This window comes from Pseudoalteromonas sp. NJ631, assembly GCF_000276645.1.
Lineage (GTDB): Bacteria > Pseudomonadota > Gammaproteobacteria > Enterobacterales > Alteromonadaceae > Pseudoalteromonas > Pseudoalteromonas piscicida.
On the sequence record NZ_AKXJ01000004.1, the window covers coordinates 209,895 to 226,570 of the forward strand.

Genomic DNA, 16,676 nt, shown 5'->3' on the forward strand with positions numbered 1-16,676 from the left:
TCAGTCCTCTATTCCAAGCATGGCATTAAGTTTTTGGATCACTGTTTTAATGGAGTTTTCATCCAGACAGATAATCACTCTCGAATCAAAAGCAATAGACTCGATTATAAATGCGATTTTCATCACCAGTGTTGTCTTCCACTCAGCAATGTCGTCGGATAGCTGATGTTTATAAATAGTAGGCATAGTTAATGAGGTTTTAAGCTCTAACTGACTAGAAAAGCCGTTTAAACATGCACCAGCCAAGATATTAGATAAATCTAGTAGGACTTCATTAAGATCAGAGTCATCGAGCGGACTATCGTAGTCCATAAGTTCGGCTATTTCTTGTAAGCCTTGCGGTGACAATAGATTAATGACTTCACCTTTAATTTCCCCTAAAAATGACTGCCTCGTTCTGTAAACATGTGCGGTATTACAGATCTCATTGAGTTGATTTGGGCTTACCGAAGTAATTTCAGGGATAGATAAACTAATTTTAGTTTCGATTAATCGAGCTAGAGAGTTGGCTGCCTGACCCATGGATATATTCATTAGCTCTTGCAAGCCATCCCTTTGCTCTTCACTGAGTGGCATATTCATAATAAACCTAGCTCTTGTAGCGTGTTATGTAGCTCTTCTTTTTGTAGTGGCTTTTGCAAAAAGCGAAACGCGCCGAGTTTATCTACCAACTTTTTCGCTTCGGGCTGAATATCAGCGGAAATAACAATAACCACGGTTTTTGCATGGTGTTCATGTAGATGCGTGAGAACTTCAAAACCATCCATTTCTGGCATGGTTAGATCCAAAAATAACACCTCAGCTTTGCCCTGCTCAACCATCACCAATGCTTCTTTGCCATTTTTTGCCTCACTGACCTCGACATCCCAGTCTTCAGGTATTGCCCTAAGCACAGCCTTTCTCGACATCATAGAATCGTCTGCAACGGTTACTGGAATTGCCATGAGCACCACTCCTATTTCACTGTATTGGTAAAAAGTATGGTCTTTGGCTTTTTGACTGTCAAAAAATTATGAGTAAAAAGTGACTCATTTGTCCTCTGAATGAAAGAAACTCGACTCGAATAACAAATGATGGCTGGATTAATTATCATAAAAGGGCTTTAGCCGTTCTTGACGAGTAGCAATTTTACAAATTTTTGTATGATGTGTTCTTTATAACCTATTAAATATAGGGCTTAGCCCTATATTTGCTTTAGAGATTTTAAAAATAAAATCTTAGCGAAAAACTAGCTATCAAAGCCGTTTAGCATTTTGTCACAAACCACAGGAGTTGGCCTATGGTTGTCATCCACGGCAACAAAGGTAAAACTACCTGTAATTGCTAAGTGTTTATCATCTTTGTGCATTCTTTCAAGATAGATTTCAACATCAACCTTTAAGCTGGTATTACCAACATGCACTACCTTAGATACTAATTCAGCAAAAGTACCAGCAGGAATTGCCTCTTTGAAATCAACTCGGTCTGAAGAGATAGTCACCAAAGGTTTGCGGCAAAAACGCGTTGCAGCAATAAAGGCAACTTCGTCCATCCAAGCAAGAGCGTCACCGCCAAACAGAGTGTTATGATGGTTTGTACGGCCTGGGAATACGGTTTTTGTTACGTGTGTGATTGAGCTTTTAATACGTTGCTCAACAATGGCTTGTCTTTGTTCGTCTGTCATTTTTGTACTGCTTTATCCGCTAGTGTATCTTTCATAAGTAGAGCTGGGTCGAGTCGTTCCCCGAACCAATTAAAGCGCCAATCCAAATGTGGGCCAGTTACCCTGCCCGTCGCGCCAATTTCAGCGATTTTATCGCCTGTTTTTACCGTATCGCCAACCTTAACATCCAGTTTACTAAGGTGGATATACGTAGAGGTAATGCCGTGACCATGGTCGATAATCAAAGTGCCGCCACTGTAATAAAGATCTGGATTTGCAAACACCACCTTACCCGATACCGGCGCTAAGACCGGCTCACCCGTTTTGTTTGCGATATCTAACCCAAAATGTGGTCGTTTTGGCTCACCATTAAAATATCTTTGGCTACCATAAACACCTGAAATACGGCCCTTCGCAGGCCTGAAAACGGGGTCTTTAAAGAATAATAAATCCGAATTGCCTTGTCTTGCTTTTGACACGGCTTGAGCTTCTTCACGTATGCGCTTTAGCACCGACTCAGGTGGCGAAACATACTTTTTCGCCACCCCCGTGATCTTGTCTATATCATAATCTCGTTTCGTGATCACTATCGCCTGGCGATGCTTTTGACCATCATCAGATTGCCAACTCAAGATGTGGTTAAGTTCAGCATCACGACCAAAACCAAACACGAAATAGCCATCTTTCGAGCGTTTTAATTTTGTCTCGTTTAGCTTTATCTCAGTTGCATTTTCAAGCTTGCCGACGACCAAGCCACCTTGTGTCAGGTGACCTTTTAATTCAAGCGCCTCAGCAAATAATGTGGTGCTCGCAAGCAATATGACAATTGCACGTTTAAGCATACGCAATCGCTCCTTTTCCAACCCCTTCGTACGCTCTTACTTCAACCTTATCATGTGGGCTTTGCAGCTTTATTTGGCCAGCAAGATACTCCGCAATACATTCAACTGTTGTATCACAAGGTAATATATCGCAACGTGATTTGCTGATCGCCAACTCAAAATATCCCTGCGACGAGGTATATGCGAACGCATAATCTTTATCATGCGCGGTTACGTACTGAAGCAAACTAGGATCAATCAAGTCTTCTTCACTGCCAAGATAAATATCTTGCCATTTATCCGCCCATTGTTTTTGTAATCTAGGCATGCTGATATCATTTAGCTTCACACCAATCAATGAACGATGACCATGAATAATACGCTGACAGTTACCATCGTGTTTCTTTAAGCCATGGCTATAGTGATAATAGAAGCCAGTTGCGGCCTCTGGACGCAGTGTTATATCTAAACCTTTCACGTTTTCAGGCATATGCGGCATAATAACAGACTTAAGGTAAGCGATTGCATTGGCTTCATTGATCTCATCCCCTTCCACTACACACACCGCTTCTTCCGGTGCATTCATGGCTAAGTGATTCCCATCAAATTGCATATCAAATTCAAACCGGCCTTCACTGTGTTTTGCATTACACGCAAGCGCGCTGGGTACCGCTAATTTGTGGTCCAGCTTTTCGTCGATAATACGCTTGATTTGCTTTTTAACTTTTGCAAAGTCTAACACCATAGACTCTTCGTTTAGCTCACCATGCAACACAATATCGGTGATCCAGCTTTCACCTACCGCACCACGACGTGGGCAAAGGTATGAAAAATCAATTACGGTCAAAGAGTCAACAAAAAGGATCATAGATCACCTAAAATAGCCTGCTAAAAAGTCATCCCCGATTATAATGATTTTCACATTATAAATCGCCCCCAATTGGAACTGATTTGCATTTAATCTCTTCAATTTTTTGAAATTTAATCAAATAGACATATCTTTAGCGCAAAATTTACAAGTCTCCGTACGCTTTTTAACTGTTCGGAGTTGTTTAGCGTACATCTGTACGCTAAAGTAGCGTCAATTTGCAAGTTAAGAAGAAGATTTATGGAACCGAAGAACAGCTATACAAAAGAAGAACTTATTTTATGTGGTCGTGGAGAAATGTTTGGTGAAGGCAACTGCCGCCTACCTAGCGACAACATGCTAATGATGGATCGCATCGTTCAGATTAATGATGACGGTGGTGAGCATGGTAAAGGTCAAATTATTGCTGAACTCGACATCAACCCTGATCTGTGGTTCTTCGACTGCCACTTCAAAGGTGATCCAGTAATGCCCGGCTGTTTAGGTTTGGATGCGATGTGGCAATTGGTAGGCTTCTTCCTTGGTTGGTCTGGTGGTCCTGGTCTTGGTCGTGCACTCGGTGTGGGCGAAGTGAAGTTTACGGGTCAAATCTTACCGACTGCTAAAAAAGTGACTTATCGCATTGAAATGAAGCGCGTTATCAAACGTAAGCTATTTATGGGTCTAGCAGATGGCATCGTCGAAGTTGATGGTCGCGTGATCTATGAAGCAAAAGATTTGAAAGTAGGTCTTTTCCAAGATACCAGCGCATTTTAACTTTTTCGCTGTTATCGTTTTAAAAACACACAAAGCCCCGTCTGGGGCTTTGCTCTCCTAAAATTCGGTATCAGGTTTTAAAGATGTTGCGATTATCCATCGCTTCTCGCCATCCGCCTAACCATTCTGATCTGTGTTCTACTTGTTGATAGGGACAATTTTCTTTCGACCGACCGGCTAATCCTGCCTTAAATCCTTGTGAATGTGCTCTTTCTAAACGGTCTCTTTTCTGTCTCTTCATAGGTAATATCCTCACCTTTTTCTCGATCAGCATTAGCGTTTCTAATACTGTGTAGTTCAAACTTGAGCGAACGTCATTCAAAACGAAGATAGTGACTTGCGATATAATGACTATTCGTACTAACTATTTAAATTAAAGATTTTATTGAGAAAAGTTAAACACGAGCGACATCGTATTTCATACAGATGTGCTACTTACCGATGAGATTTGGCCAAACCCATACCTTCAATAAATCACATCTCAGCGAGTCATGCAACGATCAGAAATGTAATTCTTGTACAGCTGAGCAGAAAAAGCATAATTATTTTACTTTTATATAGATACCTAGATATTCAAGACGTAAATTGTTGGTTTATGATCTTGTTTTTCTATATTTCTCTGTAAAAAAACATTCATAATATAGTAATAAAAAGAGGCTGGACGAATCCAACCTCTTTTCAATAACTTGAGTTTTTAAATCGAGCAAAGCTCAATTAAGCAGTACTATCTTAGCTTGCTTTAATAACCTCTACACCACCCATATATGGTTTTAGTGCATCAGGCACAATAATTGACCCATCTGCCTGCTGGTAGTTTTCTAAAATCGCAACTAGAGTACGACCTACCGCTAAACCAGAACCATTAAGGGTATGAAGTAGCTCAGGCTTCTTTTCACCACTACGGCGGAAACGCGCTTGCATACGGCGCGCTTGGAAATCCCACATGTTTGAACAAGAAGAAATTTCTCTGTAGGTATTTTGCGCTGGTAACCAAACTTCCAAATCGTACGTTTTCGTCGCGCCGAATCCCATGTCTCCAGTACAAAGCACCACTTTTCTATAAGGTAAGCCAAGTGCTTGTAAAATTTGTTCTGCATGACCTGTCAACTCTTCAAGCGCTGCCATTGAATCTTCAGGTTTTACAAGCTGGACAAGTTCAACCTTATCAAACTGATGTTGACGAATAAGTCCGCGCGTATCACGCCCGTAGCTACCTGCTTCGCTTCTAAAACAAGGCGTGTGCGCCGTCATCTTAATCGGCAGCTCTTTTTCGTCATAAATAACGTCACGAGCGCAGTTAGTTAACGGTACTTCTGCTGTCGGAATTAGACTAAAGCCATCTTGGTCTTCAGATAATGCTTCTGTATGGAATAAATCTTCTGCAAACTTAGGAAGCTGACCTGTACCAAACAAGCTCGCTTTATTCACAAGATATGGTACATACATTTCTGTATAACCATTTTGCTCAGTGTGGGTATCCAGCATTAGTTGTACAAGCGCTCTATGCATACGCGCAACGCCACCGCGCATCACTGTAAAGCGAGAACCACTTAGCTTAACACCAGTTTCGAAATCGAGACCCTTATCAAGCGCTTCACCTAGGTCAACATGGTCTTTAACTTCAAAATCAAACTGCTTTGGCTCACCCCAAGTGCTTATTTCAACATTCTCAGACTCATCGGCACCTGCAGGTACCTCATCAGCAGGGAGGTTTGGCAACGACATTGCGTAGTCATTAAGTTCAGCAAGAATTTTATCTTGCTCTTCTTTTGCCGCACTTAATTGGTCACCCAAGTTTGCAACAGCATCTAGTAAAGGTTGAACATCTTCCCCTTTCGCTTTAGCTTGACCAATCGCTTTGGAGGAACTGTTACGCTCACTCTGTAATTCCTGAGTTTTGGTTTGTAGCGCTTTGCGCTTTTCTTCTAATTCGGTGATCTTAGCAACATCGAGTTCAAAACCACGCTTTTTCAAACGCGCAGCGGCTTCCTCGATGTCTTGACGAAAGTATTTAGAATCTAACATTGTTTTTTTAACCTTTTTGCATGATGAGGCAGAGACCAACCCAGGCCATAAAGATACACGCCACCACGTTTAATGTGACGTTAAACGCCATTTTCACATATTGCCCTTGTTGAAGTAACAACAAGGAATCCATTGAGAATGTAGAAAAAGTAGTCAACGCACCTAAAAAGCCAATACCTATCAACGTTTTAGATGGAGAAACTGAAATAACTTCTTTTTCAATTAAACCGTAAAGCACACCCATCAATAATGAACCAAGAATATTAACGATCAACGTCCCAAAAGGGAATCCCTTACCTAAGAGTTTTATCGACATATCGCTGATAAAAAAGCGTAACATTGCACCAAACGCTCCACCTAGCGCAATTGTGAGATAATTTATCAGCATCGCTACTTGTACCTCTTGGTGCTACTTTGCGCATTTTGCGTCTGTAGATAGTTAAGCTTGTCAGCGATTTGTTTCTCAAGTCCCCTGTCTGTGGGTTGATAATATTGTCGCTCTTGAATGGCTTCAGGGAAGTAATTTTCTCCAGCAGCAAACGCGCCGGGTTCATTATGTGCGTAACGGTATTCTTCGCCAAAACCCAGCTCTTTCATTAGTTTTGTCGGTGCATTTCTGAGATGTTCTGGTACGGGGTAATTTGGATCACTAGCAGCATCGCGTTTAGCTTGATTGAACGCCATGTAGACCGCGTTACTTTTTGGCGCACTCGCGAGATAAAGCGTTGCCTGTGCTATTGCACGCTCTCCTTCGCTTGGCCCAACACGATGAAATATATCCCAAGCATTTAACGCAACTTGCATAGCTCTTGGGTCTGCATTGCCGATATCTTCAGTGGCGATCGCCAGCAATCGCCGTGCAACATAGAGCGGATCGCCACCGCCTGCTAATATTTTGCAATACCAATAAAGTGCCGCATCTGGTGCGCTGCCGCGAACTGACTTATGAAACGCTGAGATTAGGTCATAGTATAAGTCGCCCTTATTGTCATAACTTGATAATTGGCTGGGCAACACTTGTTTTAGTACAAGTTCATTCACCAAATGAGTGTTTGAGTTTGGCTCAAAACTTAAGTCAACAGCCTGCTCCAGCAGATTAAGCGCCTTTCTCGCATCTCCCGAAGCTGCTTTGGCGATGAGTTCAAGTGCGCTGTCATCAATGGTGATCGCTAATTTCGACAGCTGTTCATCGCGTGACAACGCATCTTTGAGTACTTGACCTAATTCATCCTCTACAAGCGATTGTAAAGTATAGACGCGCGCGCGAGACAAGATCGCGTTATTCAGTGCAAAAGAAGGATTTTCAGTGGTCGCACCAATGAAAATAAAGGTGCCGTCTTCAATATGAGGTAAAAATCCGTCTTGCTGGGATTTATTAAAGCGATGTACTTCGTCAACAAATAACAGCGTACGTCTGCCAAACTGAGCTAATCGATTTTTAGCATCGACGACCGCTTCACGAACCTCTTTAATTCCCGCGCTAACAGCGGAAAGTTTGATAAGCTCTGCATCCGCATAGTTGGCTATGATCTCAGCAAGGGTGGTTTTACCCACTCCGGGTGGCCCCCAAAGGATCAGGCTATGACAGCGTCCAGATTCGATCGCACGATAAAGTACAGAGCCTTTGGACAAAATATGACTCTGCCCGACATAATGCTCTAACGAGGTTGGCCGCATTCTTGCGGCCAACGGTCGTACATCAGGTGTAAAATCAAACCCTAAACTAGTCACTGCCTCTTTGGTCGTCTACGACCACTCCTTGTGGAATTGTAAATTCAAACAAACTCTCTTTTACTGGTGTATTGACTTTGCTTTCCTTAAAGCTAAACGTAGAGACTTGACCTGAAATATCGTTCACTTTCAATAGTGCTAAGCCATCGCTTTTATCATCAAAACGCAGTGTTAATTGCTCTACCTGCGAGTCTACTTTGTTTTTTGGCGTGATCAGATATTCTTGACCGTTAAGTGCTACGTTGTACTTCAACCATTGACTGTCCTCTTGGGTCGTAAGTAGCACAAATGGCGTAGTATCAATAAGTTTAGTCGTATCTAGGATGGTCACTTGCTCAGCAAACGTATCGTAGTAATAGGTTGTTGCTCCGCTTGATACAAATAAAGTGTCATCCGGCATCTCTTGTTGCCAGCGGATTTTTAGTGGCTGCGCTAAGATTATCGCCCCTTCGCCGGTTTGCAACTCATTGCCTTCTTGATCTTTAACGATTTGCTCAAACTTACCTTGAAAACTGGTTAATTCAGCCAGTCTTCCTTTTAGACTTTGCATCGCTGCCTCATCAGCCCACACAGGCTGAATAAGGAGGTTTGATAATACCGTTAGCAACGCAATTTGCTTAAATTTTTTCATTAATTGGCTCCACCTTTTACCAATACATCTCGTGCACCATTATGACCAGGAGCACTTACCACTCCAGACATTTCCATTTGCTCAACTAATCGAGCGGCACGGTTATAACCAACCCTTAACTTACGTTGTACACTCGAAACAGACACTTTGCCTGTTTCAATAACAAACCCAACGGCTTCATCATAAAGTGGGTCAGACTCTTCATCCCCACCTTCCGGTGCTTCGCCTGGTAGTAAAATATCCTCAGTCGCTTCACCGCATAGAATTTCTTCTACGTAGTTTGGTTTGCCTCTTGCTTTCCAGTCACTCACCACCGCATGTACTTCATGATCGTCAACAAACGCGCCATGTACACGAACCGGAACACTCGTTCCTGGCGGCAAATAGAGCATGTCACCCATACCCAACAGATTCTCCGCACCTTGTTGGTCTAAGATTGTACGTGAATCAATCTTACTTGATACTTGGAACGCCATTCGCGTTGGTATATTCGCTTTGATCAAACCCGTAATAACATCTACTGATGGACGCTGTGTTGCCAGCACTAAATGTATGCCTGCCGCTCGAGCCTTTTGTGCAATACGTGCAATTAACTCTTCTACTTTTTTACCAACAATCATCATCATGTCGGCAAATTCGTCTATAACGACCACGATACTCGGTAATTTATCTAGCTCTTGTGGTTCATCCGCCATACCGTCTGTATCTTTAAAGAGTGGATCTAAAATTGGATGACCCGCTTCTTTGGCATCTTTAATCTTTTGATTGTAACCTTTGAGGTTACGAACACCGAGTGCCGACATCAGCTTATAACGGCGTTCCATTTCCCCCACACACCAGCGTAGCGCGTTTGCTGCCTCTTTCATATCGGTAACCACTTCGCATAATAAATGTGGGATACCTTCGTAAACTGAAAGCTCAAGCATTTTCGGATCTATCATGATCATTCGCACATCTTCTGGCGGCGACTTATATAACAAGCTTAAGATCATGACATTAACGCCCACTGACTTACCAGAACCAGTGGTACCGGCCACCAGCAGGTGAGGCATTTTACCTAAATCAGCAACAACTGGTTGGCCCGCGATATCTTTACCAAGCACCATGGTCAAAGGTGATGGGTTTTGTTCAAACTTAGGGGCACCTATCACTTCAGACAAACGTACGATTTCGCGGTGTTTGTTAGGTAGCTCTAAACCCACATAAGTTTTACCTGGGATAACCTCAACTACACGCACTGAGACTGCAGATAATGAACGCGCTAAATCTTTTGCCAGACCCGTGATCTTAGCAACTTTAATGCCCGGCGCGAGATCTAACTCAAAGCGCGTAACGACAGGGCCTGGATACACACCAACTACCTGCGCCTGGACATTGAAGTCTAATAGTTTAGTTTCAACCAAACGCGAGACCTGATCTAACTCTTCTTGCGAAATTGGATTTTTAGCCTTGTCCGGCCTATCCAACAAATCTAATGAAGGCAATGGATCCGCAGGTGGCTGAGCTTCTAGAAGCGCTTCAAATTGCTCTTTGGCGCTTGGTGGAGGCTGATAACCATTGGCCGCCTTTTCAGGTGCTTTAGGCTTAAGAGGCCTTGCCGGAGAAACCACTTTGGTTTCGTGCACTGGTGCTTCATCCAAGGCATTTAATGCCGCGACAGTATCCAGTGGCTCATCCTCTATCGCTGAAAAGTTGATTTCTTGCTCTAGAATATCATCTAGCTCATCAAATACCGACGGCTCTTTCTTCTCTTGTAGATCAGAGTGCGGTGCAGACGTGGATTGAGGTGCAGGTTCAGTGTTCGTTTTGCGGAACAATTTATCTTTTAATTTGCCAAGTCCACTGGGTTCTTCTTCAGCATCGAAATCTATATTAATTTCAGTATCGGTTTGCTGCTGGAGAGCCTGCTCATGATCATCGTTTCGCTCGGTAGCTATTATTGGTGCCTCACTTTCTACTCTATCCGTTTTGGTGCTAGCGCCCTCAGATTTCTGTGAAACTGACTCCGTTTGCTCTACATTGCGCTCTGCTGTCAGTCTATCGCGTACCCATCTAAAGCCGGCGAGTACCTTTTCACCTAAATAATCAACGAATTCAACCCAAGATACACCGGTAAGTAGTGTCATTCCGGCGAAGAAAAAACACAGTAACAGTATAGAAGTGCCGGTAAAGTTAAAGGCAGGCATCATTGCACCAGCAACCACATCCCCTACTACCCCACCAGATGAGAAATTATAGATATCATCGAAGTTGATGCTGCTGATTGCACTCGCAGAGGTAATGAACAGTGTCGCGCCAATAAGGCGCAAACCTAGCGTGGTGTAATCTAGTTGCAGTAGCTTATGTGGTTTTTTAAACAGTAAATAGCCAAGAAACTGCAGCGCCGCTGGGATCAAAAACGCCAGCCAACCGAAACTCAGCAGCATAATGTCTGCCAGCCAAGCTCCGGCAGCACCAGTTATATTGTTTACTTTTACGTACTCACCGGATTGAGTCCAAGCAGGATCGGCTGGGTCGAAACTTATCAACGCACACAACATAAATATTGCTGCAGCCGTGCTTACAATCAAACCTGTCTCTAAGAGGCGTTGCACACCATTTAAGCGCATTGTAATTAAACCTTTTTTCTGTTTCTTTTCTGGACTATAAAAGCCCAAAACGTCAGCAAATTAGTGATTTGCGTTAGTATTGCTGTATATACTTACACCTTACCAAGAAATACCTCAAGGTGCACAAGGTTTTATTACTTCTCCTTCTTCTCCTTTTACTTCTTCCATGACCACAAAAGTGCGACTTTCACTGATGTTTGGCAGTTTAAGTAAAATTTCTCCTAAAACTCCTCGATATTCTGACATGTCGGTCACTCGTGTCTTTAATAAATAGTCGAAACTACCGGACACAAGGTGACATTCAATAATTTCGTCATGCTGCTTTACTGCTTGATTAAATCTATCGAACACATCAGGCGAGTTTTTATTCACTGTCACTTCAACAAACACTAAAAGTCCCTGCCCAAGCTTAGCAGGATCGACTACGGCTTTATAACCTCGAATAAATCCTTCTCGCTCCAGCTTTTTAACGCGCTCCAAGCAAGGCGTAGCGCTCAATCCTATACGTTTGGCTAATTCTACGTTGGAAATTCTGCCATCTTTCTGAAGTTCGACTAAAATCTTTCTGTCGATTCTGTCTAGTTGTTGATACATAGTGTAGTTTTTTATCCTGAATGATTCGTTAATTCAGAGTATATCACTACATTGAAATATTAAAACAGTGAGACACACTGGCTATAGGTAAATATAATAGTCAAAAATTTTACCCCGTTCTTATTTTGAGGCGAATATTATGATTATTGGTGTACCTAAAGAGATAAAAAACCACGAATACCGCGTTGGTATGGTTCCTGCGAGCGTTCGTGAACTAATCAATCACGGTCACGAAGTCGTTGTTGAAACAAATGCTGGTATCGGCATTGGTTTTACTGACGAAGATTATGTTCAAGTTGGTGCTAAAGTTTTAGACACAGCGGCAGAAGTTTTTGCTACTGCTGATATGATTGTTAAAGTAAAAGAGCCTCAAGCTGTTGAGCGCGCAATGCTACGTGAAGATCAAATCCTATTTACTTACCTTCACCTAGCACCAGATCTTCCACAAACAGAAGATCTAGTTAAGAGCGGTGCTATCTGTATCGCATACGAAACGGTAACTGATGCGCGTGGTGGTCTTCCACTGCTAGCGCCAATGTCAGAAGTTGCTGGTCGTATGTCAATTCAAGCTGGTGCTCAAGCGCTTGAAAAGTCGCGTGAAGGCCGTGGTATGCTGCTAGGTGGCGTGCCGGGTGTTGAACCAGCTAAAGTTGTTGTGATCGGTGGTGGTATGGTTGGTCGTAATGCAGCGCAAATGGCTGTAGGTCTAGGCGCAGACGTTACTATCCTTGACCGTAGCATCGACGTACTACGTTCACTAAATGCACAGTTTGGTAGCCAAGCTAAAGTTATCTACTCAACGGCTGATGCACTTGAAAAGCACGTACTAGAAGCAGATCTTGTGATCGGCGGCGTACTAATTCCTGGTGCAGCGGCGCCTAAGCTTGTAACTGCAGAACACATCAAAGCGATGAAGCCAGGTGCTGCCATTGTTGACGTTGCTATAGACCAAGGTGGTTGTATCGCGACTTCTAAAGCGACTACACACGCAGAACCAACATACATTGTTGATGACGTAGTTCACTACTGTGTAGCTAACATGCCTGGTGCTGTACCACGTACTTCAACGTTTGCACTTAACAATGCAACGCTTCCGTACATCATCAAGCTTGCAAACTTAGGCTACAAACAAGCGCTATTAAATGACAAACACTTCATGGACGGCTTAAACGTTCTGAAAGGTCAAGTAACGTGTAAAGAAGTAGCAGAAGGCTTCAACATGGAATATGTTGACCCACGCGCTGCACTAGAAAATGCTTAATTTTGAATTTAAGTAGTAAAAAGGGCTTCAATTGAAGCCCTTTTTGTTTGCTGTTAGTTTGTCTCGAAATTGACTTCTGTATCTTGCGTTAACGTAACGTCTTTTGTTTGATACAAACTAAAATCTGCATCTATCGTTTCGGCATCATCTAAATGACCTAAGCACGAATACCCTACTTTGTAATCTCCAGAACCAATAAATGCTATCTCATATTCACTCTCGGCATCTAAATTTGCGGTTGCTGCCGGCGCTGAATCTTCATCACTGATGTCGCTTGGCCCTGCAACATCCGCATTGTAAAGATAAACAACATGTTTGTACTCTCCGACTAGAGGAGCTAGGTCCGCATTATCTGCTATACATGCATTTTTCACAGACTCGCTAACCATGCCCTCAATTTCGAAACTGGTTAACAGATTTTCCAAACGGACAGCTGTTGGTTTTAGATAAACCGTGTCATCATTCCCGCGTTTCAACAGCGCCTTATTTAAGTCAAACTCCAATACGATTTGGTTTTCACCTTCATTCAACGAGAAGTTATTGAGTTGGATTTCACCTACACCATCGTTTCCTTTACGGGTTACGGCTAATGGTGCTTGACTACCATCTAAAAAACGCACGCTAGAGGTTAAATCAAAATTAGACCCCGCACTACCGTTTACAACATCGGCTCTGATCCACTCATAATCACCGGCATCGATCTCTTGGTCGTTTACAACTAAATAGATATCATCGCCCGTATATTCAAGCAGATTGATTTTCATTGGATTCCCCTGCGCATCCAAGGTATCAAATGTGACATCTTCTTTTCCAGATGCTCTAAATGTCAGCTGTTGAATAACAAGGTTTACCTCTGCAAGATTATTCACAGCAGCATCTGATACACCAACACTTACGGTGGTTTTTTGGGTTGGTTGCGTGGTGTTGTTGTCGTTTGAGTCAGAACCTGAACCGCCACCGCATGCAGCGAGTATCATTGCCGAGGCTATTGCTGTTAAAACTGGTTTATACATGATGTTTTCTCCTCTTCTAAGTCTTAAAGGATAGGAAGCACACCATGAATAAATAATTAATATAAATGCAATAATTTGAAATACCTTCAAATGCAGTGTAGAAGGTTTGGCATTTTCTTATTAAATGTCATAAGTTTAATGTATCAAACTTATTGGAGTGTGGCCGTGAAGTTTAAACACAAAGTCGTATCCGTCTCTGCGCTGGTGCTGCTTGCAGCATTACTGATCTTATCTGTTATTCAATACATTTCCGTACAATCAGCAATCAAAGCGCAAGCAGAACAAAGTGTGAATGAAATAATTCAGGGAATCAGTAACACTGTCACTGCGCAAATGAAAGGAGCAACCGATCTCGCTGCTCTTGCTACCAATCTCGTTGCTTCCACTGACACCTTAGACGCGGCCTTCCCTATTCTCTCTCAGCCACAGCTCACAACCTCATTCCTACTGATAGGTTATGGTGAAGAGCAAACTGGAAAATATGTCGCTAGCGATCCAAATTGGAACCCAGGTGCAAACTGGGACCCGAGAAAGCGGCCTTGGTATACCGACGCAAAAACCGCACGAAAGCTCATTATCACAGCACCTTACGCTGATGCAGTAAGCAACGAAATTGTGGTATCAATCGGTGCACCAGTGTTTAAACGAGGTCAATTTAACGGCGCGATTTTTTACGACGTTAGTTTGGCAAAACTCGGCGAAATGATTAACTCGTTTAACCTGCTAGACGCGGGTTTTGCCTTTATGGTGAGTAAAGACGGGTCGACTATCTCACACCCTGATGTAAAACTAAATGGTAAGTCTTCTCGTACATTTCTCGGTGATATAAGTATCTCAGAAAATATCCAATACGTTGAAGTCAACGGCGAAGACAAATTAGTGCAGTTTAAAGAAGTCGAAGGCTTAGATTGGTATTTAGGGGTGATGCTGGATGAAGACACCGTTTTTGCCGCACTTTCACGACTGCAAAGAGATGCAGCCATATTTGCCTTTATTTCTGTGGCACTCGCGACTGTACTACTTTCTTTTGTGATTAGCTTATTATTAAAGCCGCTTGATGAAATCAACACCGCCATGGCTGCTATCGCACGCGGTAATGCGGACTTAACCGTACGATTAAATACCGAGCATGAACCCGAATTTGCAGCACTGGCGCAAAATTTTAATGCCTTTACCAGTAGCTTACAGTCTCTAATAGCGAATATTCAGGGTTTAGGCCATGAAGTTTTAAACGATGCTCAACAAACATCTAAAGTTGCAAATAAAGCCAAACTTTCCATTCAAGAGCAATTGGCGAGTATCAAAGTCCTTGATGAAGCAACAACACACATGTCTACAACCGAGCATCAAGTAACACAATCTGCCCATGAAGCCGCTGAAGCAATTAAAACCACCGATCAAGTTGCTCGCCAAGGAGAAAAAATCGTTGCAGAAACAACGGAGACAATTCAAGAGCTATCTAATCAAATCAGTTCGGCAATGACCGTAGTTACGGAGTTAGAAAGCTCGTCTACAGCTATTGAGCAAATATTATCGGTTATCAACAGTATCGCTGAGCAAACCAACCTCTTAGCGCTCAATGCTGCCATTGAAGCCGCAAGGGCCGGTGAGTCTGGCCGCGGCTTTGCCGTCGTTGCAGACGAAGTAAGATCGCTTGCACAAAGAACACAAGAAGCTACAACTGAAATCCGTGGAATGATAAGTCAACTACAGTCAGGTTCAGAAAGCGCGGTTACTGTAATGAAGCAAAGTCAACACTATGTCGATAAAACGGTTGAAAAGGCAGAGCAAACTCGAGCCGCGCTTGAAGATATGCGTAGTGCCATTCGCCATATTGTCGATTTAAATTCACGTATTGCTGATATGCTGAATGAGCAAAATGACATTGTAAATAACGTGAATAGCAGTAGCTCATCAATTCGTGGTATTTCTGAGTCGGTGTATAGCGAAGCTAAGAGCGTAGATGCCACCATGCAGTCTCAAGTAGAAAAGATAACAACCCAAGAACAACTACTTGAGCAATTCAAAGTTTGATTATCGGTAAACTAAACCGTTACTATAGAGAAAGTTGTAAAGCGGCGCGATGCCAAGAGATAAAACATGAAAGCGAATTTGCAGGAATTATTTGAACAGTATTTTCAGATAGCTGAACAGGTTCAGATCAACCTCTACCCAGTTGATGACAATATGGTTCCAGAAAACGAATATCAATTAGAAGCTGCAATTCCGCCGCTATTTAAGCTCGCGAACGAAATTAATGAGTTAGATCTTAATGCCCTGCGACCACTTCGTAATCTGGGTGATATTGCCAATGAGTTAGCAGCTTATTTGCAGGCGCAATCACGTAAGATTGATTTAATTATCAGCCATATTCTCGCGACTGAAGAGCCTGACGACAGTCATTTATTTTGTGACAGCTACGGCGGCGGCGGCCTGACCGCAACGTTAGAAGCAGATTATGAGGTCGGACAGTCGTTACGAACTAAAATATTTTTGCGCAATGAAGCCAGTGCTATCTTTTGCTACTCAGAAGTCATTGCCAAGCAAGATGGTAAATTCACCCTCGCTTTTACCGCTATTAGAGAAGCGGATCAAGAGTTGCTTGTACGGGCAAGCCTACACGCCCAGACCAGACAACTTAAGCTAAAGCAGCAAAAAGACCAATAAGGCTTTTAACGCATTAAGTGCCTTATTTAAATGCTCAATTATCTTCACAAAACTTACT

The 16,676-nt window shown here is 42.7% G+C and carries 17 protein-coding genes; 4 read left to right on the forward strand and 13 right to left on the reverse strand.

Annotated features, from left to right (window positions below):
- From A587_RS0109735 to A587_RS0109755, 5 genes are all read right to left on the reverse strand, one after another.
- The gene (locus A587_RS0109735; protein ID WP_010372790.1) at window positions 1-582 is read right to left on the reverse strand and encodes a chemotaxis protein CheX; all 582 of its coding nucleotides are present in this window, start codon (window positions 580-582) and stop codon (window positions 1-3) included.
- Window positions 579-944, reverse strand: coding sequence for a response regulator (locus A587_RS0109740; protein WP_010372787.1), 366 nt, complete (start codon window positions 942-944; stop codon window positions 579-581). The genes A587_RS0109735 and A587_RS0109740 overlap by 4 nt, the downstream gene beginning before the upstream one ends.
- Window positions 945-1,228: 284 nt before the next feature.
- The gene (locus A587_RS0109745; RefSeq protein ID WP_010372783.1) at window positions 1,229-1,663 is read right to left on the reverse strand and encodes an acyl-CoA thioesterase; all 435 of its coding nucleotides are present in this window, start codon (window positions 1,661-1,663) and stop codon (window positions 1,229-1,231) included.
- Window positions 1,660-2,484 carry a M23 family metallopeptidase gene (locus A587_RS0109750; RefSeq protein ID WP_017217425.1) on the reverse strand — a complete coding sequence of 275 codons (825 nt, stop codon included), beginning with the start codon at window positions 2,482-2,484 and terminating at the stop codon, window positions 1,660-1,662. Before A587_RS0109750 ends, A587_RS0109745 begins: the two co-directional genes overlap by 4 nt.
- The gene (locus A587_RS0109755) at window positions 2,477-3,331 is read right to left on the reverse strand and encodes a 6-carboxytetrahydropterin synthase (RefSeq protein WP_017217426.1); all 855 of its coding nucleotides are present in this window, start codon (window positions 3,329-3,331) and stop codon (window positions 2,477-2,479) included. Before A587_RS0109755 ends, A587_RS0109750 begins: the two co-directional genes overlap by 8 nt.
- Before the next feature lie 240 nt (window positions 3,332-3,571).
- Here A587_RS0109755 and fabA point away from each other — a divergent pair, with 240 nt between their 5' ends.
- Window positions 3,572-4,087 carry a 3-hydroxyacyl-[acyl-carrier-protein] dehydratase FabA gene (fabA, locus tag A587_RS0109760; protein ID WP_010372774.1) on the forward strand — a complete coding sequence of 172 codons (516 nt, stop codon included), beginning with the start codon at window positions 3,572-3,574 and terminating at the stop codon, window positions 4,085-4,087.
- A 70-nt stretch (window positions 4,088-4,157) separates the two neighbouring features.
- Here fabA and rmf read toward each other — a convergent pair whose 3' ends face one another.
- The 7 genes from rmf to lrp all read right to left on the reverse strand — a co-directional run bounded on the left by rmf (window position 4,158) and on the right by lrp (window position 11,677).
- A complete protein-coding gene (gene rmf / locus A587_RS0109765) occupies window positions 4,158-4,328 on the reverse strand; it encodes a ribosome modulation factor (protein WP_010372771.1) in 171 nt (56 codons plus the stop codon).
- Window positions 4,329-4,816: 488 nt separating this feature from the next.
- Window positions 4,817-6,112, reverse strand: a complete 1,296-nt coding sequence (gene serS / locus A587_RS0109770; RefSeq protein ID WP_017217428.1) for a serine--tRNA ligase — start codon at window positions 6,110-6,112, stop codon at window positions 4,817-4,819.
- A gap of 7 nt (window positions 6,113-6,119) precedes the next feature.
- A complete protein-coding gene (crcB, locus tag A587_RS0109775) occupies window positions 6,120-6,500 on the reverse strand; it encodes a fluoride efflux transporter CrcB (protein ID WP_010604733.1) in 381 nt (126 codons plus the stop codon).
- 2 nt (window positions 6,501-6,502) lie between these two features.
- Entirely contained in the window at window positions 6,503-7,843 is a 1,341-nt protein-coding gene (locus tag A587_RS0109780) for a replication-associated recombination protein A (RefSeq protein ID WP_017217429.1), read from the reverse strand.
- A complete protein-coding gene (gene lolA / locus A587_RS0109785) occupies window positions 7,836-8,474 on the reverse strand; it encodes an outer membrane lipoprotein chaperone LolA (RefSeq protein ID WP_017217430.1) in 639 nt (212 codons plus the stop codon). The genes A587_RS0109780 and lolA overlap by 8 nt, the downstream gene beginning before the upstream one ends.
- Window positions 8,474-11,083: a DNA translocase FtsK gene (locus A587_RS0109790; protein ID WP_017217431.1), complete on the reverse strand. Its 2,610-nt coding sequence runs from the start codon at window positions 11,081-11,083 to the stop codon at window positions 8,474-8,476. Before A587_RS0109790 ends, lolA begins: the two co-directional genes overlap by 1 nt.
- Window positions 11,084-11,197: 114 nt before the next feature.
- A complete protein-coding gene (lrp, locus tag A587_RS0109795; protein ID WP_010372754.1) occupies window positions 11,198-11,677 on the reverse strand; it encodes a leucine-responsive transcriptional regulator Lrp in 480 nt (159 codons plus the stop codon).
- 139 nt (window positions 11,678-11,816) lie between these two features.
- Here lrp and ald point away from each other — a divergent pair, with 139 nt between their 5' ends.
- Window positions 11,817-12,938, forward strand: a complete 1,122-nt coding sequence (gene ald, locus A587_RS0109800; RefSeq protein ID WP_017217432.1) for an alanine dehydrogenase — start codon at window positions 11,817-11,819, stop codon at window positions 12,936-12,938.
- Between the two features lie 53 nt (window positions 12,939-12,991).
- Here the strand turns inward: ald and A587_RS0109805 are convergent, their stop codons facing one another.
- The gene (locus A587_RS0109805; protein WP_017217433.1) at window positions 12,992-13,951 is read right to left on the reverse strand and encodes a DUF4382 domain-containing protein; all 960 of its coding nucleotides are present in this window, start codon (window positions 13,949-13,951) and stop codon (window positions 12,992-12,994) included.
- 165 nt (window positions 13,952-14,116) lie between these two features.
- Here A587_RS0109805 and A587_RS0109810 point away from each other — a divergent pair, with 165 nt between their 5' ends.
- Together A587_RS0109810 and A587_RS0109815 are read left to right on the forward strand one after the other, a co-directional pair.
- Window positions 14,117-15,985, forward strand: coding sequence for a methyl-accepting chemotaxis protein (locus tag A587_RS0109810; protein WP_026000948.1), 1,869 nt, complete (start codon window positions 14,117-14,119; stop codon window positions 15,983-15,985).
- A 66-nt stretch (window positions 15,986-16,051) separates the two neighbouring features.
- Window positions 16,052-16,618 (forward strand): hypothetical protein, encoded by a 567-nt coding sequence (locus A587_RS0109815; RefSeq protein WP_010372743.1) that lies wholly within the window; start codon window positions 16,052-16,054, stop codon window positions 16,616-16,618.
- Window positions 16,619-16,676: the final 58 nt, after the last annotated feature.